This window comes from Photorhabdus hindustanensis (assembly GCF_002968995.1).
In the GTDB taxonomy this organism is placed as follows: Bacteria; Pseudomonadota; Gammaproteobacteria; order Enterobacterales; family Enterobacteriaceae; genus Photorhabdus; species Photorhabdus akhurstii.
Window position 1 is genome coordinate 1 of the sequence record NZ_PUWT01000050.1, and the last position, 21069, is coordinate 21069.

The following is a 21069-nucleotide window of genomic DNA, read 5'->3' on the forward strand; positions in this document are numbered from 1 at the left end:
ACTCCTGAATATCACTCCAGCCTTCTGCGCCCGCAATCACGGCACACAGTGACGAAAACAGGATGTCAAATAAAGGATAGGTGACTTTCGCACTCTGGCGAGGGTCTTGGATTGCCGAAAAATGAAGGGTAAAGTTCTCAAGGCACATGATATAGGTTTTCACTCTCAAAAGAGAGTATAAGATCACAGTGCTTTATTTGAAGCAACCTATTTTATTTTTGGCTAAAAAACATTCGTGATCTTGCCCTGCATATCTCATTCCAGTAGTACCCCAATAACCCATACCTCCAATATGGTTATGATTGGGTATTTGTGACTCTGTTAATATTGTATTTTCCACAGTAACATTGACCGAAACTGTAGTTGATGTTGTATTTTTGAAAAAGTTCTTTCCGGTGCCACTACCACTGGCTTTACTATTGCTTTTTCCTGTCTCAGAAATAGTTTCACCACACATGATAAAACGGCTTCTTAAATCTGGCGTTCCATTATTACCATCACAAAAAGTCCAGCCGGTAGGAGTATCTTTACCGGAGAACATCACAATCATTCCTTTTGGGAATACATTATTGGGATCAATACTGATTCCGCTGCTATCTACCTTAATACCATTACTCGCTTTAATTTTTACACTTAATCCATCTTTATCTGCTTTTAAGCCACCATCAGGGTTAATTTTTATTGCTTGTGTATAGTCATCACCCGGTTTTAGCGCTGAATTTGGATTATCAGTCCGACCAAGCGTTTTACCAACTTCATGGCGATCCATAGTATTGGTATTCTCTATATTGGACTCTAAAGTGGACCGGTTATATTCTTTTTCCATTTTTATCACCTTGTATATGATATTGAGTTGTTTTATTTAACAATGAAATTGATGATTTTTTTCCTTTATTTACTATTTACATTTAAAATATAAAAAACGTTTATTACTATGTTTTCATTAGTTTTGATTCAAGGGTATAGCTACCGCAATAACATGATTTATAGATGTTATTGTTTATATTTAAAAATTTAACCAATGGCTATTTAAATAATTTATCGTGAAACAAAATAATTATGGGGATGAGATTCTTATACACAACATTAATTAATGACAGAGATTGTTAATGGATGTTTATTTCTATGATTATTCAATTTCAATTATGACAAGGATGTGATAATGAATAGGGTTATTTTTATTGCTTGGGATAAGTGGATTGGTTTTATTTCTATGTTTATCGTGCTGCTGAAGAATTAATATGCCCGTTATCTTCCAAGTTGCCTTTTTACTGGCAACAAAATGATAAGAAGCTCGTTAATTCACTTAACGAGCTTCTTAAAGATATAAAAAGAACACCATTTTGCGGTGTTAATAAACCTGAGCTAATACAGATTAGTGCCTGTATTATTAGTGAGATTTCCGATTAAATCTGGCCATGCCCGGTTTTTGTGGATTGGAAACGAACCCGGGATTTCCAGCACCTGGTTTCCAGCTTGCTTTCATTTTTGCGCCAATACTATTATAAAACTGATTCAGTTCATCGATATTATTGGCAATGGTCCATTTCCCTTTACTGACAATAGCAACCGGAAATTCCCCTGGTTCAGCAACCGCTTTGACAATTCCCCCGTGTTTCTTTATCTCTTCTTGTTCTTTATCCATCGCAAAAGCAGGGTAGCTTACTTGAGGACCATGCCTGATAACATTATGTTCTATATCTTCAAATGGCCGGTTTGAATCAGATTTAGCAATATATTTGTTAATGCGATCGATGATTTTCTTTTCTTCTGATGAATTGGATGGTACTGAATGCGGTTGAGTGGTGAAACTAATCATGTCATGCATATCATAATCACCGGTGAAAGGCAGTGCGGCCCAATTCTTTTTTTCTTTCAAAGGAGCCAGACTTGTTTCGAGATTGTTTAAATCTATGGGATAAATTTTCCCATTGACTTGTTCATCTGATAGACCGTGACCGCTGCTCATATAAATACCTTCGAGACGTCCCGTTTCTTTATTCCAGTGACCGACATAGCCTTCAATACCCGCCTCCTGCACTTGCTTTATGACATCCGAAGCTTCATCTTTGGGATAAGCTTTGTTAATTGAACCGGGTTTAATGGTTTTTTCCAGAATATCATGCCCCTTGGCTGCGGCGCCTTTACCTAAGGCTCTGAGTGTTGGTTCGCCCGCTGCCCGAAAACTGACAGCAAAATTACCGAGTCTGGACGCTTTTTCAATTGCCTCCATATGGCCTTCCCAGATAAATTGTCTCTTAACTTCTTGGCGAACGGAGGAGTCGTTAGTCAGATTATTTGAAAGTGAAAGATGTCCATCAGAAGGAATTGATAATGGAGATGTTCTACGGCTGTTTTTACTATTCTGTGTGGGTATTCTCTGAGAATTAGAATATCTTGGCATATTTATAAATCCTTGGTCATTAGTTTGATCTATTATCTGTATAATTTTCTCTTTATTAATGATTTTATATTGAAGTTAAACTGTCGGAATTTTCTTTAGCGATAATAATACCTGTTCCATTTACTTTAACTACGGCTTTCTGGTTATTTACCCATGTGGAAAGAATATCTTTTATCTTAGCTAAATAGATTGAACGAGTAATACCCGAAACTTCAAGAATAACACTTTCATTTTCCTGATTATCATTATTATCTGTTGTAGGTTCGGTTATTAGATTCACTTTAGCCAAGGCAAGGCGAATATCTTCTGTACCACCTAAATCGGTACATAATTTATCTGCCAGAGCCTGACTTATTTGTGAATTATCCAGACTGGGTTTTTGAACCACCGAAGTCGATATTTGGCTAATTGGTGTCATATTGTCTTTAATATCTTGTAGTTTCATAGGTACGGTAATGGAATAGAGTAAAGATAGGCGAGGGCGATTACCCAGAGCTTGCCAAAAATTACCTAAGCTATTTAAATTTTCCTGTTGGGGAATAACCCGGGTATAAGCACCGGGAATACCGGTTAATTGGCGGTTGTTGATTAATGCATTTAAAATTCGCGTCATCACTTGCGCAGCTTGATTATTGGGTAGGCTGTCTGGGCTGGAGCTGTCACTAGAGGGCTTGCTGGCATCCCAATAGGTGATTAAATAGTTACAATTTATATTGACCCATCCCGGTAATAATGTGTTAGTTATCGGGTTATAACGTCTTGATTCAGCGGATCGTAATTGTAGATCTTCATGTATTTCATAAAGAAATACACTCACTGTCGGTTCCGATTGGATGGAGTTAATTTCAGGTAGATCAAATCGAATATCAATTTTTTGACCGGAAATGTCTAAATATTGAGATAAAATAGTATTTAATGCTTGATTAATCTCGATAATCGCATTGTCAGAAGCAATGATGGTTGTCATGGTTGTTCCTATTCTATTAAATATTTAAAATGCTAATCGGCCAGTTTTATTTAATTCAAGTATCACGGCGCGATCGATATGTTTATTTTCGATTTGTTCACCGTTATCATTTGCTGATAATATTGATGACAATAAAGCAATATTCCTGATATTAGCACCGGTTAAATCAGCACGTTTAGCCAGATGAGCAAAATCAATTTCATTGGATAATAGCAATTGTTCCGGCCAAATGACTTGCCACATTTTTTTTACGTAACTCTTCATCAGGGTAAGTAAAACGGGTAATAAAGGTAAAGCGGCGATTAAACGCGCTATCTAAATGACTGCGATTATTGGTGGCTAAAATCACTAGCCCCGGATAATTTTCCAGTCGTTGTAATAAGTAAGATACTTCGATATTCGCGTGCCTGTCTTGAGCATCTTTGGTTTCGCTGCGTTTGCCAAATAGGGCATCGGCTTCATCGAAAAACAGGACCCCGGAATCCGCTTCGGCCAGATCGAAAATACGAGAGATGTTTTTTTCTGTTTCACCAATATATTTATTTACTACGGTGGAAAGATCAACTTTAATCAGATCAACCCCAAGATAACCGGCAATCACCTCGGCAGCCATTGTTTTGCCGGTACCCGATTCGCCGTAAAATAGGGCGCTAATACCGGTACCGTAATTGATTTTTTCCTGAAAACCGGCTCCCAAAATTTGGTCACGGTAATTAATCGCTGAGATAATTTCTTTTAATTGTTGTGCTAATGTGTCTGAAACCACTAAATCGTCAAAACTGCGCTTTGGAGTAATTCGTTGAGCCAGTTTGCCGAAATTCTGTTGGGCGCGAAAACTTAATGCTTGACGCAGATCGGTTTCTTCCAGTTGGCCTTCTGGTTGCCGGATCATTTTATATTGATAAGCTTCTTCAAGAATGAGCGGTAATGTTTCCGCAGTAAAAGAGAAGCGCTGGCATAGCTGAGTAATATTAATTTTTTGGGCGATATTTTCCGGTAAGCTTGTTTTTAGTAAAGTTTCTTTATCGGTCAGTGTCGCAACGGGCATATTGATTTGCACCATTGGCAGATGCTTAATCCAGACTAATGCATCTCCCGGTTCTACCAGGCAAACTACGCGTAATTTCGGCTGGTTCAGCAAAATAGATAAATCGCGGTGTAATATTTTCTTTGCCTCTGTAAATAAAGAAAAATTGCGAATTAATAGACAAGCGTTATGTAGCCGGGTTTCTCGTATTGCGTCTGCGAGCAGGCTGGATATTAGGGTTGTGTTTTCTTCATCGGGCAGGAGAGCTAAATCAACAGTTAAGGTATTAATGCCATGAGATGCCATGATATTACTGACTGCTAATTCTCTGGCGCTGCCTTCTTTTCCCCGGAGTATCACCAGTGGTCGTATTTCATCAGTTTCATTCAACAATATCTTTTCCAGTGAATGATAAAGAGGCAGAGGATACCAATTATATGAAGCAGGCGTTTGCCAATTAGCACAGGTTATTAGGGGTGGTAAAAGTGTTCGTTGTCCCGATAAAAAATGCCAGATCGCGTTGTGGGTTAAAAATTGTGTTTGTAACCAGATAGATTCTTCATGATTATTGAGCCGTAATAATTGGTTACTGATTAACGGTGTTTGCGGTAAAAAGCTGTTTTGTAGTAATTGCCGATCACCTTGGCGTTGGCTAAATAATTCAATAGCTAAAGTAAAACTGGGCCACTGTTTTTTACTGCTACCATTTAGAACGGCAAATAACGCATGATAACGGCTATCGAAATGGGGTAATAAACCTAATAATAAAACATCACGCTCAAATTCAGTCAGTTCAAAACGTTCGACTAATAATGATAATGCATCAAGGGCAGGGCTTGCCTCGATTTCTGGATCGCGAATAGGATTATTTACTTCAATTAACCAATGAGGAACTCCTTGCGGTGATATTAAACATTGTTCGACTTCATCTTCGGTCAGTAGAAAACTTTCCGGTAATGAGTCGTATTGGTCTCCCTTTTGATAATAATAGTGCTGTAATAGCAGATCGATACGTTCCAAATGGGGATAAATCCAGTGTAATTCAGCCATGCTACAGGGGATATTTGTCAGTAGGTAGTCCATATAAACCTTCTAAATATTTTTCCAGTCAATCTTTAAAGGGCGATCCAGCCAGGGAAGCTTGGCGATATTTAATGGCCACGGCCAATCGGTTAATAGCATATCAAATGGCTGAGGCTCTACCGTGATGTTGATTTCTTGATCGCTGATCAGCAATTTACCCGGTCGTTGTAAAAACAGTTGGCGAGCGTCATTACGGGTTAATCTTTTCCAGCCGGGAAGTTGGTTAATAATGGCATCTAGCCATTGATCTATGATCAACTGTTTTTCTGGTTCAACAAGCGCTAATTCAATAGGTTCGTTAACCATTAATCCGCACAGAACGTTATTCAATATATTTAGTTCTGTCTGTATTTTTCCGTTTTCCCAAATCAGATAGTTAAGGAAATTAACTGCGCTAAATGGGGCTTGACGATGAATAAATTTTTGCTCTTCAAGTAAGCCAAATTGATTAAATAATGAGGGTAGCATCGGCCATAAAACTAATATTCCAGCATTATTTACCTGATATGGAAGAATTTGTTTAGGTAATAGAACGTATTCAGAGTGTGTTTTATTGATATTCTGTAATTGGTTGGAGTTATTTCCTGTAATATGTGGGTTATTCGATATTGGTGATATTCTCTGGTTTTCGGATATTACTTCCTGATTTGCAGTGTATTGATGTGTCTGAGTATCTTTAATATCAGCGTGAGTAACGGTTAATTTCTTATTAGATTTATTTTTATCTGTATGGCCTGAAATAAAATGTTCTGGAGTATATTGGTTTCCCTGAACGTTTTTGCTGCTAGTGTCAGTAATGACCGGTTGTTTACTGGATTTGTTTTTATTCGTATGGTTTTGAGTAAAATAATTAGGTAAATATTGATTTTCCTGAACATTAATATTGTTATGATTAGTGACAATTAATTTTTCACTGAGCATATCTTTATTCATATGATTTGAAATTAAACGCTCAGATAAATATTGATATTCTTTAGCCGATAGATGTTTTTTACTGAATGTTGCAACAGTAATAGTTTGCCATAATTGTTTTAACCAATTATTTAATGGAATATTGCGAGTGATAATTTGGCGAAATAACGTAATAATAGATGTTGCATTAAGTGTACCACTATCTAATTCAGTGGTGATATGTAATAGCACTTTGGCATCCAGTTTAGGTATTTCCTGTGTATTATTTATCTGTATATATTGCAATGCATTGAGTATCAGTTTTCCGGGGGAGACAGGCTCCCCAAAATATTGTGATCTGTTTATCCTTGCGGATAATCTGTGGTTAATAGCGCTTAATAAAGTGGATTGCTTAAGCGCTATTAACCGTTGTAGACTTGGTTCAGATAAACAGCTTTTTGCTAAAAACAAAGCCCATTTATCTTCTATTCCAACTAATTGATAAACCAATTGCTGAATATTAGTGTCAATATTTTGATGATGAGTTTTAATCTCTATTGAATTGAATGCGGAATTTTTTTGATTTAAGTAATGAATGAAATCTTCAATATTAATTGAATTATTATCGTATAATAAAGAAGGTTTGTTGGTTATTTCCTGTGGTTTTGATTGTCTTTTCTCCTGATGATTAATTTGATATTGGCTTAATGCTTTATTTAGCGCAGTGTTAAGCCGTACAGGGAACAGTGAATTAAAGTTATGTAAACTTATTTCGCCAAGGTCCAGAGTTAATGTTTCTAAATAGATATCCTGATTAATGGGATATTGAGTAAAGAATGTATTAAATAACTTATTGATATCAGCCTGATTAAGCAGGGAGCCATGTAATACTTTTTTAGCCGCCTGTTGATTATTAGCTTCAATAGTAATGGTAATCCGGTTTAACAGATTTGGCTCCCAAGGCATATTAATATTTCCTCTGTCGTGAATTTACGTAATAAATGTGAGGCGGGTTTTATATAGGATATATCACTATGATTAACTGATTTATTTTTTCATAATATATCTCATGAAATATACATTTGCTGCTACATGTGTTCCATAATCTAACTGCCAATAATTAGTATTTTTACCCGTAGAGCCTGAAATTAAATTAATATGGTCAACTGAGTCATGATGATTATTATTAGTATTTAAGTCAGGTGTGCCATTACTTCCATCACACCATACCCAACCAGAAGGAGGGTTATCATAATTGCCATAGAATGGCACAATTGTTCCAGGTGGAATGATTAAATTAGCGAGTTCTGATGCAATTGATTGTATATCAATGCTTACGCCATCACTGTCTACTTTAATACCACTACCAGCCTTAGCTTTTACAGAGACGCCACTACTATCAACATTAATTCCATTACTGGCCTTAACATCCAATCCTCCTCCAACTTTTACCCCCCAACCAAGATTCACAGATATTCCTGTGGGATCAACGCTAATTGTATTATCTTTGGATCTTACAGAGACACCATTCCAATCAGCAGTAATACCATTGCCGGCCTTGACATCTAATCCATCACCTATTTTTATTCCCCAACCAAGTCTTACGGATATCCCTGTAGGGTCAACGTTAATTGTGTTATCTTTGGCTTTTACAGCGACACCATTACTATCAACATTAATGCCGTTGCCTGCTTTAACTTTTACACCGTCTGAACCTAGGCTTAATCCACTTACACCACTCCAACCATTACCGGAATTACCCCCTGCTAATTTTAAATAAAGGCCAGAGCCGTCAGTGACTGTAATACCACCGTTATCCCAACATTTAACAGCTACCCCCTCGTTATCAATGGCAATAGCGCTGTTGGCCTTAGCTTTTACAGAGACGCCACTACTATCAACATTAATGCCATTATTCTCCTTAGCTTTTACAGAAACGCCACTACCATCAACATTAATACCATTACCCGCCTTAACCTTTACACCGTCTGAACCCAGTCCCAATCCACTTACACCACTCCAACCATTACCGGAATTACCCCCTACTAATTTTAAATAAAGACCAGAACCGTCAGTGACTGTGATACCACCGCTCGGCCAACATTTAACAGCTATGCCGCTAGAATCAACAGAAATACCGCCGGTAGGGTTAGTTTTTACTTTCAGTCCAGAGCTATTATCCAGTTCCAGCGCTGAATTTGGATTATTAGTTTGATCCGGTGCTTTGCCCACTGCCCGGCGACCGATATCAGCAATATCAATCAGGTCTGAATAATCAGTTTGTAGGGGAATACTGCCCGCTTTAAAACGATTTTTTAATTCATCTGATGAAGGCCCTATTGATTCAGGATTGGCATTTTCTGTATTGGATTGCCCAGTAGATAGATTATATTCTTTTTCCATTTTAGTGACCTTATATATAATATTGAATTATTCTGTTTTAAATATCCTGTAAATATTGCCTGATCATAGGATAGTAATCTGAGGATATTTTATTTAGTAATGAAATTGATGGTTGTTTTTATAGCGCGGTATGAATTTCTGCGACTATTTTTATTTAGATTGAATATTAGCTTGAATTTTCGGTACATATAATAACTGATTATCTTCTATTACCTTTTCGTTCCATTCGGTTCCAGAGTCGCCGATAACCTCTTTGCGCTGCTGTTCGGTGGCGATTCGCATATTACCCGTACCGGTTGCCTCTGAAGGTAAACGCCCTAACGTTAAGGTTTCTAAAATATTATAGGCTTCATCACCCAGAGGCGCGCCATTGTTCTGCCAACGCTTGTAAGTACTGGCAAAATTCTTGAAATGTTCTGGTGATAGCCAGTGGAAAATCATGGAAAGATGTGCCGGGAATTCAGCTAAGATTTCCGTTTTTACCCACGCCTCCAGTTTATAAGGATCGACTTTATCATTCTCAATAAGTTGACGATTAATCACCACACTGACCATAAATGAAAAGCGGTCAGCTAGGGCATATTTGTCATTGGAAAAGTACCAATGGTAGCGCCATGCGTCTTCTGGTTTTGGAAAATTATATTGTTGGCCCGGTATTTTTTTAATTAATATCCGGCCTTTAATGCGATCAAATTCTACAACTTGTGCTTTAAGCTCATAATCGGTTGGAGAATCACTATTAGCTAATATTGTTGTTGGCGGTCCATCGGGGGTAATAACATATTTCAGCGTAATTTCATCATTGACTTCGATCATGGCAGGGAAGGGACTTTGGGTGCTGGAGGTGATCCAACGTTCATCTTCTGTTCCCGTTTGATATGTGTCACTGGCATAAACCAGTTGGTAATCCATATCCTCCATCCATACCGGGCTATTACACCAGCGTAAATTACCTTGCTTAAACGCTTGTTCCACGCGGTTTAAATTGCGCTCTAGATCGGTGCTATTACGGGTGTTAAGAGAGAAGGCGTCTCCTGTAATATCGGTGATCATTTGGCCTCGTAATATGAATTTTCTGTCTCCCTCAATAATAATCAGATTAATGACCTGCCCGTGCAATAATTGGTCCGCTGTTCCTTTCTGGGTAATGATTAATTGATGATTTTTAGCATTTGGCTCACTTTTTTATTTCCAGATTATCGGGTTTTTGCTCACTATCGAATTTTTTGTCAGGTTTTATCGGTAATAGCTGAAGATGTTCAATCAGATAGAAAGGCAAATTAGCCAAGTTGGGGTTGTCTTTAAAACATTCTCCACCTAAGCCAATGCGGGCGGCAATCCGTTTTTGCAGCGCTGACACTTTATCAACACGAATATTATTACGCTGATAGGTCAGTTCAGGTTGTTGCGCCAAATAACCGCGCTGAGTAGAGAGAAAATCCAATGAATCCAGAGTGAGTGGTCTGGCTGCACGATGGGTGCCAAAATATTCCAATAAATAATTCAGGATTGATAATTCTTTTGCATAATTTTGTCGATGGATACCGTCATCATTATTAATTTGGGAATCATTATTTAGTTGTTTGATTAAATTGGGCATGATCTCCTGATGAACTTTCTGACCGACGGTATTAGCTTTAAAAGGCCATTTGGCGCCATATACCGCATTTCCCCGTTGTTTAAAGGCTAACAATTTCGGCAAAATAGCAAGTTCAGCGCAGCCGTTAGCCAGCATCTGTTCAAAAGGCAGCATAAATTGGTGCAAGTGTATTTGCTGTTGAGTTTCCGCATAGGTCTGTAATCCATAGCAGGCGGGTAATTTATTGCTGATCGGATAGTAGTCCAGAACTTTACGATGTTTGCCCCAGTTTAATAGTTCGGGTTGTGTCTGAATTAATGGTGCAATAATAATTTTGTTCTCTATATCTTGTTTAGAAACGGCGACTTTTACCCCGCCTTTGGCGGTAATAATGAGCGGGCTTGCTGGTGAAGTAATTAAGCTTAAGGGATCACTGCCCCATAGCCTGGGATAATATCTTTGAGCGATTGTCCAGGACCAATTATCGTCCGCCAACGGAGAAATATTTTCATCGTGTTTGCCTAATGCTAATTGGGTAATACTTTGTACTCCGGGGATAGCCAATAAGCAATTAGCCAAATGGCTGAGTTTTAATTCTGTCGGCTTGGTGTAATCTTTGGCCGCCGGTAATTCGGGTATCCAGCCGTGATGTAAATAAGGTCCCGCGAATATTTCTTCATTACTGTAGCCTAATTCTTTCATGGCCTGAGTGGTATGACGTAACGGTTTAGCCAATGCCATCTGTGCGGTTGTCATATAGACTTTGGCGAAGATGTCAGCAATATCTTTTACATCATCATCCAGCTCGATAGCAAGCTGCAACAGGAAATCCGTCGGTTGTAGCCAGATAATTTTACTGACGGATTCCCCTAGATTACGGTTATTTTTTAAGAAAGCCGCCAGACTCTGTTGTGCCAGTACCTTATCGGCCTCAGTTTCCCGGCTAGGGAGTAAATAAAGCCAGTAGTTGCCTCTCAGGGTTAACTGTTGGCTATCTGGCGTCTGAATGAAACTGTATTCACGTTTCTGTTTGTTATACCAGTACTGATAACGTTCACTTTCAGGTTCACGAACTAGCTGCACATCGTTAAAGAAAAAATAACCTTCACTTTTGTCGTTAATATTATCGCTGCTATGTAAATCCAGTAAGGCGCGGCGATAATCTTCCGCGGTAATGGGGCCGCAGGTCAGCATTTGTTGTGGGCCGAATTCTTGTGGAAAAATGCCATCGTTCGGTGTCTGTTCTTGTTTTTCGGGGGTAAGCAGATCGCGCAGGGGTAGCGAATGACGATAGGCCAGATCAGATGCACCGTAACAACCGGCTTCTAATAAGGTAATACCGGGATCATTTTCTGCTGTATTGCTCCAGAGTTGCCCAGACTGTTGCTCAATCACTGTCTTGGCTTGAGTGAGTAGGGTTTCAAAGGCGATATCGTCTTTAACGGTGGGAAACAGGGCATCCTGATTATCCATTGTTTGCTCCTTTATTAGCGGAACTCTTTTCTGACCAAACTAAAATCAGTACTTCATTATCAGCGGCCTCTACGCTGTCACCGACTGCTTCTGCGGTTTGGGGCGATTTTTTCAACGTTAAGTTAGTGACCCGTTCAACTAAAGGTGACTGCTGAATGATGGCTAATAACGGGTAGTAATCAATGCGATTACCGGTTGTGACGCCGATAGCGCTATCTTCTGCCCACGGCATATATTTTCGGCTTAGCTCCTGCTGTAACTGATGACGGCCATAGTCGGGATTAACCCCTGCGACAAATACCAGTTGATAGCTGATCAGCACGTCAACGTATTTGGGATTGTCGATTTTGAGGGTGGTCCAAGGGCTGCTTAACTGGCTTATCCAATCGGCCATTTCCGCCAGTCGGGCCGGATTCAGGATCGGGCGCAGCGCATCGTCGTTATCTTTGTAACGACTGTTAGGGATCACAGTCAGTTGTTGCGTTTCCGGCGCCGGGATTTTGGTTAGTTCATTGGCGGAAGGGTATTTGACATCAAATATACTGATAAAATTCTCTTTCAGTAGCGTAACGATATTATCCCAACTTAAAGCACGGTTACGATGGGACAACCGGGGAGGAATTCGCTTGAGAAAAGCGGATTCTGTTTCTTTCGGATGACCGTTCCAGGATGCCCAGGGTTGCGTCACACGGTTAATGGCATCGGACGCGCTGACGGTCTGCTTGATGCTATCGGCGGCTAATCCATTGATAAAGTGATCATTTTCAATGACTTCTGAGTTGATTAATGTAACGGTGGCGGCGTTATACAGTATGCCTTGCATTTTTGGGTAATTCTCAGGGGCGGTCTGTTGAGTGATCTCTGCTTTCAACCAGTATCGTCCTGACGGCATTAAGGCTGCCTGATTTGACGCGTCTTGTGGCAATAACGTACTCCATATTCCCCGGTCAAACAGGTTGTGAGTTTGGTCGTGAACCAGTTGATTTAATGGCTGCCAGGTGTTTTGTTGATTCAGATAAGACCAGAATAGCGTAAGTTCCTGAACACCGACCAATTGCCAGTATAGGGATAAGGTTTGTCCCGGTGACACGTTAGTGAAACCCAAATAGAGTGCGTCATTGGCGAATGAAGGCGTTTCAGCGTTCGCGTTTCCCCAACCGAAAGGCGTGAGAGGATAAACGGTGTATTGCTCGGTTTTTACTTTAGCGCTGAATGTGATTTGCAATGCGCTGATTTGTGGGGTGTAGGGTAAATTTTTACCGGTCGGATCTTGCCAGTATTGGGTGTGCATAAAATCTTGTTCAGCCAATTCTATGCGCACTGACGCAGGCCAGTCGTTGGGTGATGGGCTATCAGACACAGAGTAGTCCATTGTCGGTAAGGTAAAACTCAGGCTTTGTCCTTGAGGTGCATCGGTTCCGCCAAATAACGATGGGGTTCCCGTGAGCTTTTTTCTTTCCTGAGGCGTGACTAAATAGCCCTGGACTTTAAACGCGCTATTATCCGGTTCAGGGGTGTACCCTTTATACCACGCTTTAAAACTCTTTGTCGGCAAGCCAACCCATTGCGGAGTCAGGGTAAGCGTCGCGTTTTCAGAACCATACCATTCAGGGGCAACCAGATTAAAGCCGGAACCCAACGATGGAAATTGACCAAAGGGGAAACTGGTTTTATCGGTTTGTTCAGTTCCGCCGTCAGAGGCATAGTGCACACTACGGTTGCCGTTAATGTTGATTGCAATCCCGGTAATTTTGGGCAAAGTGGGTTTTTGAGTTGTGCCTAATTTTAATACCGGTACGTCGAATGCCATGCCATCAAGGTTATCTGGCGGGCTGATAGGATCAGCCGTGGATGATAATCCTAGTTCAATATTCTTTTTGTCGATAAGTTTTACCGACAACGATAACCAGTGATCTTCTGCACTGATTTTAGCGGTGAGATGTTCCGCTTGACCTTCCCAATCATTTTCCAGCGTCAATGTGATATGGCGTTCTCCGGCGGACATTGCAAATAAAGAGGAGGTAATCAGATAACCGGATAGCACCGGCATATCATTAGCTGTCGGGCTAAAAAGTCGGATACCTTTTTCAGGTAATGCAATGTTATCCGAAAGATTAAAAGGGATTGCCGATTGCCAGCCATTATTGCCGTCTTTCCTATACCAACGCAGGTCGGTCAGCGCCCCTTGATTGGCCAATAAATCCGTGTCTGACGCATACTGTAACGAATTGCCGGCGCTATCTTGCCCGGCATCAAACAGCGTGCCTTGTGCTACTAAAAATTCCGCGTTATCCGTATTCAGGATAACGCTGATGGCGACACTATCCGCTTGGGCGTTTTTAGGATTCAGTCCCAGTAATTCTCGATAATAAAGATCACGGTGTCGTGCCGGGAAGGTGTTTAATAAGCGTTTGGTTGTTTCTAATAGTTTTAAAAAAGCCAGTACGAAAGCCTGATGTGGCGGTAAAAGGCCATTGGCTTGATTAACTTGCTGGTAAATATTGGCTAATTGCTGAGGACTATTTTTTTGAATAAAGTAGAAACTGTCCCAGAACTGTTTTTTATCTTGATCGAAAGGGATGATTGAGGAGTATTTTTTAAGCCAGTTTAAAATATCCAGCGTACTTCTTTCATCAAGTTTAAACGCAGTATTTGGCACAATAGCGGAGAGTTTATTATCTAACTCGGCCTGTCCCATATTGACACCACCTATTATTTGAATATATTCCTGATCAATTTTCAGGAGATCATGGTTATTTAGAAATAAGGTTGAAGGGAGGATTTATCCGGCAGTGACGCTATATTGGCTGGCAATAAAACGGCCTTTTCCCATACTCGGCGTTGTCACATCCGGGCCACTCGATGGATTATTCGCCGGTTGTGTCGGGGTGAAACGGGCGGTAAATTGCTGACCGACAATAATCACCGTGGCGGTGCTGCGACAAAAGTTTGCCTGCTGGCTGGCATCCAATTGAGCAATGGTGACCATTCCCATACCGGGTATCGGATGGCTAGGGGTAATATATTGCGCCTGAAATTGGACCTTTTTTTTCGTCACCCACAATGGCGATCTTTTTGCCTTGGATCTGGGCGTGCCCGCTGCCTCTAATGGTGGCTGGTCCCAGAAGAGTGACTTGCCGGTTGCCGAATAACGGTTCAAATAGCAGATTGTCGCCATCCACTACCAGTTGTTTACTCATAGGTTCACCCACACCTGGCCTTCGCTGACCTCAAGGATGCCATCAATTTGTTGATTGATTTCGCTCCCTCTCAGGGCGTAAGTCACCTGAACATGCAGGGTATTGGGCAAGTCCGTTCTCTGATTGACCTGAATTATCGTGATTTCCGCACGTGGTTCATAACGCAATACCCGTTCTTCAATTCGGGTTTGGATTTCTGCTATCAGTGCATCATTGATATTGGCAAACAGATAATCATTCAGGCCACAACCGTAATCTTCACGCATAATCCGTTCGCCGGGTTCAGTGAGAAAAAGAATTTTCATGCTTTGGCGAACATTTTCCGCACCTGCCGCCATTTGGACACCGGTAGGTATTTCTGAGTGTGCATTATCTTGGATAGAAAATTGTGGCGGAAAAGCCCAACCCCGGCCATAAATATCGGCTAATATGTTGTCTGTCATTTCGCTGTCCTATTATTGTGTTAAATTAATTTTCGCACCTTTAATATCGACGCCGGACTTTCCTGTGGCTGACAGGGATTTTTCCGCCTGTAGGTTAATTTCCTGACCTTTGGTGATAATATTCTTGGCCGAATTTATCGTAATATCTTTATCTTGTTGCAGAGATAACGAGTTTTTCCCGCTATTAAGAGCGGCAATTTTATCTTGATGATTGAATATTAGTTCTTGTTGATTATCCCCTTGTTTAATGACCAGAGTTTTTATTGGGTTTTTCTCACTGGGTTCGATTGGTGTTTTATTTTTCGGGTTGTGCATAGCGCCTAATATCACCGGGAAGCGGGGATCGCATTCAAAAAAGCCGATAATCACTTCATCCCCCGGTTCCGGGTAGAAACAGAACCCGCTTTCATGACTGGCATAAGGTTTACCCAGTCGGGCGAAAAGTGCGCTGTTGGTTAAATTCAACGCCGGTATCCTGACCGGAATTCGGTCCAGTGACTGCTTGTCTTGTTGGTATTTCTCCACAATCCCTACATGCAGCTCTTTAACCTGCGGGACTGCCGGTTCTGTCTCCGGCAACAAACCCAAAGTTAACCGGGTACGCCAGCCTTGCCGTTGATTGATGGTCTGACTGACGCCGGTGATAATACCTTTACCATCCATTCCCTGACCAAAGCCGCTTAACGCCAGAACATCCCCCGGTTGATAGCGGCTATTCCCTGCAACTTCAACATTGCCGGAGACGTTATCACTTCGCAGGTTATTCAGGATGCCTTGCGCAAGGTATTTAGCTTGTTCATTATCTTGCGGATAGCTAAAAACCCATTGCCATGCCTGATCGGTCAAAGTCGCTAAACTGTCTGGCGCGAGTTGACCACTGCCAAGCCGACTGTTTTTTGCCTGAGTGGCCTGAGACAGTTTTTGTTGTGCGATATCCCAGGATTGTACGCTTACTGTTTTGGGGTTGTGCCGGTTATCCCATTGCAGATCTGCCTCAAACAGCACAATGCCTTGATCGCCGGCACGTTGTTTAATTGTGTGCACCGTTGATTGATTAAGTGATTCCGGCGTCGCCAGCGTGACCGTTTCGTTACCGGGTAATAACCAGATATTGGTGGCGGCCAGTCGGCTTTTTAAGAATTTCCAGTCATGGCAGCGAAACTGGACCATTTGCTCATGCTCAGTTTTAAGCTGAGGCGCCTGTTTGATCGTGACGGGTATTCCTGCCTGACTGAATAGTTTTCTGATAATGGCTTCATCACTTTGTTGGCTGAATAGCTGTGAATGGAAATTGTCAGTGAGTTTTTGCAGTGGATGTTTCGCCGTTAGAGTAACCAGACTGTCCTGACCTTTGAACTTAAGCGCTTGTCGAACAATGATCCCCTTAAACAACACGGTTTTTTGCACTCTCACGATCAGCTCTTGATTGGGCCGACAGCTGGTGAGTTCAGTTTGCGCTTTAGCGGCAAAAATCGCGTTGGCGTCACCGGCTACGCTAAGCGTGATTTTGGCGGTGGGAATACCGTTGATTTGGTGGTTGACGGTCAGACTTATCACAGAAAATTGGCTGAGGGTTTTTCCCGCTATTTTAACGTCTATCGCCGGTATCTTCATGCGTCCCCCTGTGCCTGTAGCGTTTGCCCGGGGGTGAAATCATCAAGATTATCCAGATTGTTTTGCCAGGCAAGGGTGAGGTAATCAATGCCGCCTGCCAGAGAAGCCCCGGCGCCTAAGGCGATTAACGGCAGCGAGAGCATATCGGTGACGCTGACTGCGGTGATCGGCGGTGATTTTAACTGCTGTTCCGTAGCTTGAATAACAAAGCTTTCGTCCGCGATCAGCGATAAAGTGGCGCTGGCTCGTAGTGGCGTAGCGTCCCGGTCAAACAGGGTGTAATTGATGGTGAGATCACTAGCCCGGCAAGCGAAATAACCTTTGTTTTCCCAACGCATTTTGCCCCATTTGATTTTGAGGAAGTGGGGGACGCTGGTGCTGGCATCTACCGTACACAGGGCTTTCAAGGTTGCGAGTTGGGTTTCTACCGGGATATTGTTGCCCGGCATGGTGGCGTCAAATAGCAGAACTAACGTCAAACCGGCGGGTTGTGATAGCACATAGCGGCTGCTTTGGCTGGCATTGTTAACGCTTTCATCCTGTTGGTAGCGGGTTTGATAATCGAGCTGAATCCCATCAGGGTTATACATTGCCTGTAAGCTGCCTACGGAGATTTTCCCTTCCCGGTCTTTAAAGGCGGTCAGGGTGAGTTTGGACAGGCTGCGTTCAATTAAGCTCATAATAGCCTCCGGTTTCACGCAACGCCTCTAACACTTCCCGTTTGACGATTTCGATCAGACGGGCGTTATTCAGTGTCTCTTGGGCTAATGTCTGTGGTGTGATGGGATTGAGTGTGATGGGATTACTCTCGGAATCAGTCACTTTAGCCCGAATAATCAGCTCCTTAATTTCGACGGTCATACTTTTACTCCTAACCAGCGCATATCTTGATAACGCAACTCCAGCGAGTTCACCAAAACGGTGTTGCTATTGGCGTCAAAGTCGCCGGTGGACCAGCGCACCGGTAGCGCGTTGCTTAATGTCCAGCTTGCCACGGGTAACGAATTTTCATTCAGCAGCATAATCACGACATCGGCATAGACCGCTTTTTCGCCACGCAGGACGCGATCAAACACCAGCGTGAGTGGTGTCACGGTCATCACGCCACGTTCCAACATCAGACTGCCATGTTGGATTTTTTCGGCCAGCCAGGTATTTCTGGCGTTTTCCCCGCCCTGGCTGTGTTGGGTGGTTTGCAGCTCGCGGCTCAAGCCCGATATCCGTTGAAAGGCGATATCCAGTGGACTGGGAATGTTGTTAAAAAGAAAACTGGCGATAAAACGGTGTGACACTGCCGGGGTGTAGAGGTTGTTCATATTTTGCCTCTGTTTAACTTTTGTTTCTGTTTAACTTAGCGGGTGGTACCGGTACGGGTATCGAATGTCAGGCTTAGCTCAATAAATTCGGCCGGAATTAAGACTGAAAGGCTGATTTTCATGATCATTTTTCCGGCCCGTATATCGGCTTCACTCATTGATTCACCCACACCCAATAACACCTTGAACGCCTGATCTTCTTGGGTGCCTCGTAGCCCGCCGTTTAACCATAATTGACGCAACCAGTTGTGGGCTTGTCCTTTGAGTTTCATCCAAGTGATAGCGTTATTAGGCTCAAAGACAAAGGCGCGACCTAGTTGGGTCATATGGGCTTCGATATAAGAAACCAGACGACGGATTTGGATATAACGCCAGAGTGAACCGGGCGTATTTTCCAACGTTCGGCATCCCCAGATCCGAATGCCTTTGCCGGGAAAGCTGCGCACCAGATTCAGCGAGGCGCCATCCGGGTTAAAGAGTATATTCGCTTCAATATAAGAGCGTACCGGGCTAATCACTTTGGCTAAGGCAATGTTGGCCGGAGCGGTCCATACGCCTTGTTGGTTATCGTTACGCTGGATGACGGCCGCCACTGCGGCGGTCGGTGAAAGCACGATAGGATTTTGCGCATTATCCTGATAGGCGCTTTTCAGCAACGGCCAGTATACGGCGCCCCATTGTCGATCCGCGGAAGAAAACCGTTTTAAACACTCAGCGGCTAATGTGGGATTGTCTGGGGCATCCAATAATCCCATAATACCGCGTCGGCTCTTGCAAAGATTGAGCACTGATTGCCAAAATTGTAACCAAAGATCTCTTTGAGTATAGGAAACCTCTGTTTGATTAAAGCGGATAACATCCGGGGTGATAATCAAGGTAATGTCGTTCTCTGCGGAAATCGTTTGTGCCAGCCACGTTTGTTGCAGCGTGGTGATCAATGACGGAAAATCGCTCAATTGCTTCTCAGTACCCAATGACAGCACATAAGCCTGTTGACCGCCGTTTTCAAAGAAATGACGCACGGAATAGTACATTAATCCTGACTCAGGAAATGACCGGGCAAAATCGGCCAGACTGTTAAGCTTGATAGCCGTTTTATTGACCGGCGATGAGGTGTAACCAATAAAAACCGGTATACCGATAAACGTGTCATCCTGTTTTGGGGATATCAGGTTTTCTGTGACGGTGACGCTCGGCTGTATTATCTCCATTATCGTCTCCTTAGCGACTGAATAGACGCGGTGTTTAACCGCGTCTCAGTACGATTACTGTGCTACATGTTGTGAAAACTGAAGGATAATAAATTCAGCCGGACGTACCGCGGCCATACCCACTTTGACAATCATTTTCCCTTGTTTAATGTCGTCGTCAGACATGGTGATACCTTTACCAATCTGAACAAAATAAGCTTCCTGAGGTTTATTTCCCGCTAATGCCCCTTGTTGCCATAAGGAATAGAGATAATTGTCAATGGCTGACTTCACTCGCTCCCAAGTAGGTTGGCTATTGGGTTCAAAAACAGCGGTGCGCATGGCTTGCTTGATATCCCGCTCTGCGCTGTTAAACAGACGTCGAACCGGAATATAGCGCCAGTTGTCATCATTTTGCAGAGTACGTGCGCCCCACACCACAAAGCCCCTCCCATTGAAATAGCGAATAGCATTGATGCCCTGTTGATTCATGGTGCCTTGTTCATCGTCATTGAGTCGTTCAGTGACATCACTGATACCGCTTAGCACGACATTCGCCGGGGCTTTCCAGACACCACGGCTGGCATCAGTGGCACAATACACGCCCGCCATTACTGCACTGGCAGGAATGACGTTGCCGTTGGCGGCTATTTTGTTCTGTATTGTTTGAGTAGCTTGTTGGTAGACAGCTAGATTTTTCTGTTTGAGTTGTGACAGATTGGTGATTGCATCGGGCTTTGTTTCCGCATCTTCATAACCTGAAACAGCTATAGCACTATCTTCCGCTTGCATAAGTTGTGAGACTTTCACCGCTGGATAGTAAGTTGCGGTTTGCGATTGCACATTAACGCCAGGTATGCTGGTTTTAGTTTGGCTGTCAGCGATCAGAAAATAGCCGGCATTCAATAATGCGGGGGTTAAGCTGTTGTATATCGCGCTCTGGTAAGAAGAATCCTGTTCAGGGCAGACGATTAAAGTAATCTCCAGAGCCTGCTCAATTAACTCAGGGATTAATGCCGAAGTAGCAGTATCTTGGGGATTAGCAACCGGCAGGATATAACAAGGTCCACCGCCATTTTGAAAATAAAGTTTTACCGCTTCACTACTTGTTGTGTAGGTACCGACAGTCACAGTGTAAGTGTAACCGGAGCCTGTATCATTTGCGTTAAGAGCGATATCGGTTGTAGCAACAACTGCTGCATCGCCTGCAACTTTCTCGGAAGGCGGAGTGGGAGGCGGTGGTGTTGGCGTTGGTTTAGTCGATGTGATGGCGATTGACGTAATACAACCGACATTAAATAGATTGGTAAAATCCAGCCAGCTACTAATGCGTATCGCTTTTAGGGGTGAGCTGGTTTTTTTAGGTTGGAAACGGCCAATAAAAACAGGTATTGCGGTATTCCCGTGGCTGACAGAGAGCGATAATGACGCATCTTCTTCAATATAGACGCCAGGATAAGTTGGTGTCGTTGGCATGCT

General features: G+C 42.4%; 15 protein-coding genes and 3 pseudogenes. 1 reads left to right on the plus strand and 17 read right to left on the minus strand.

The annotated features are described in order from the left end of the window. Both C6H66_RS17255 and C6H66_RS25665 read right to left on the minus strand, forming a co-directional pair. Window positions 1-148, minus strand: a 148-nt coding sequence (locus C6H66_RS17255; protein ID WP_146111062.1) for a transposase family protein, incomplete at its 3' end; no start/stop codon positions are given. Between the two features lie 45 nt (window positions 149-193). Further along, the gene (locus tag C6H66_RS25665; protein WP_146111063.1) at window positions 194-826 is read right to left on the minus strand and encodes a tail fiber protein; all 633 of its coding nucleotides are present in this window, start codon (window positions 824-826) and stop codon (window positions 194-196) included. 368 nt (window positions 827-1194) lie between these two features. Here C6H66_RS25665 and C6H66_RS17265 point away from each other — a divergent pair, with 368 nt between their 5' ends. Next, window positions 1195-1410, plus strand: a complete 216-nt coding sequence (locus tag C6H66_RS17265; protein WP_248000714.1) for a type II toxin-antitoxin system YoeB family toxin — start codon at window positions 1195-1197, stop codon at window positions 1408-1410. On the opposite strand, the gene C6H66_RS17270 is transcribed toward C6H66_RS17265, so the two are convergent. From C6H66_RS17270 to C6H66_RS17340, 15 genes and pseudogenes are all read right to left on the minus strand, one after another. Further along, window positions 1391-2404: an Insecticial toxin gene (locus C6H66_RS17270; protein ID WP_105396226.1), complete on the minus strand. Its 1014-nt coding sequence runs from the start codon at window positions 2402-2404 to the stop codon at window positions 1391-1393. The two genes, C6H66_RS17265 and C6H66_RS17270, sit on opposite strands and share 20 nt — an antisense overlap. A 64-nt stretch (window positions 2405-2468) precedes the next feature. Continuing rightward, window positions 2469-3371: a Pvc16 family protein gene (locus C6H66_RS17275; RefSeq protein ID WP_105396227.1), complete on the minus strand. Its 903-nt coding sequence runs from the start codon at window positions 3369-3371 to the stop codon at window positions 2469-2471. Between the two features lie 24 nt (window positions 3372-3395). After that, window positions 3396-5481: pseudogene (locus C6H66_RS17280) on the minus strand (ATP-binding protein). A gap of 9 nt (window positions 5482-5490) precedes the next feature. Then, window positions 5491-7338 carry a contractile injection system tape measure protein gene (locus tag C6H66_RS17285; protein WP_105396228.1) on the minus strand — a complete coding sequence of 616 codons (1848 nt, stop codon included), beginning with the start codon at window positions 7336-7338 and terminating at the stop codon, window positions 5491-5493. 81 nt (window positions 7339-7419) lie between these two features. Next, a complete protein-coding gene (locus C6H66_RS17290; RefSeq protein ID WP_105396229.1) occupies window positions 7420-8775 on the minus strand; it encodes a phage tail protein in 1356 nt (451 codons plus the stop codon). A gap of 150 nt (window positions 8776-8925) precedes the next feature. Then, window positions 8926-11827, minus strand: a pseudogene (locus C6H66_RS17295) (hypothetical protein). Beyond that, window positions 11820-14525: a baseplate J/gp47 family protein gene (locus C6H66_RS17300; protein WP_105396230.1), complete on the minus strand. Its 2706-nt coding sequence runs from the start codon at window positions 14523-14525 to the stop codon at window positions 11820-11822. Before C6H66_RS17300 ends, C6H66_RS17295 begins: the two are co-directional and overlap by 8 nt. Window positions 14526-14609: 84 nt before the next feature. Continuing rightward, window positions 14610-15027, minus strand: a pseudogene (locus C6H66_RS17305) (hypothetical protein). Further along, window positions 15024-15470 (minus strand): GPW/gp25 family protein, encoded by a 447-nt coding sequence (locus tag C6H66_RS17310; protein ID WP_105396231.1) that lies wholly within the window; start codon window positions 15468-15470, stop codon window positions 15024-15026. The pseudogene C6H66_RS17305 and the gene C6H66_RS17310 overlap by 4 nt, the downstream one beginning before the upstream one ends. 12 nt (window positions 15471-15482) lie before the next feature. After that, complete coding sequence (locus C6H66_RS17315) at window positions 15483-17084, minus strand: phage baseplate assembly protein V (RefSeq protein ID WP_105396232.1); 1602 nt, start codon at window positions 17082-17084, stop codon at window positions 15483-15485. Continuing rightward, window positions 17081-17764, minus strand: coding sequence for a CIS tube protein (locus C6H66_RS17320; protein ID WP_040149145.1), 684 nt, complete (start codon window positions 17762-17764; stop codon window positions 17081-17083). Before C6H66_RS17320 ends, C6H66_RS17315 begins: the two co-directional genes overlap by 4 nt. Further along, window positions 17751-17945, minus strand: a complete 195-nt coding sequence (locus tag C6H66_RS17325; protein WP_105396233.1) for a DUF5908 family protein — start codon at window positions 17943-17945, stop codon at window positions 17751-17753. Before C6H66_RS17325 ends, C6H66_RS17320 begins: the two co-directional genes overlap by 14 nt. Further along, window positions 17942-18400 carry a phage tail protein gene (locus C6H66_RS17330; RefSeq protein ID WP_040149144.1) on the minus strand — a complete coding sequence of 153 codons (459 nt, stop codon included), beginning with the start codon at window positions 18398-18400 and terminating at the stop codon, window positions 17942-17944. Before C6H66_RS17330 ends, C6H66_RS17325 begins: the two co-directional genes overlap by 4 nt. 35 nt (window positions 18401-18435) lie before the next feature. Next, window positions 18436-19611, minus strand: coding sequence for a phage tail sheath family protein (locus C6H66_RS17335; RefSeq protein ID WP_105396234.1), 1176 nt, complete (start codon window positions 19609-19611; stop codon window positions 18436-18438). Window positions 19612-19665: 54 nt separating this feature from the next. After that, the gene (locus C6H66_RS17340; protein WP_105396235.1) at window positions 19666-21066 is read right to left on the minus strand and encodes a phage tail sheath family protein; all 1401 of its coding nucleotides are present in this window, start codon (window positions 21064-21066) and stop codon (window positions 19666-19668) included. Window positions 21067-21069 lie beyond the last annotated feature (3 nt).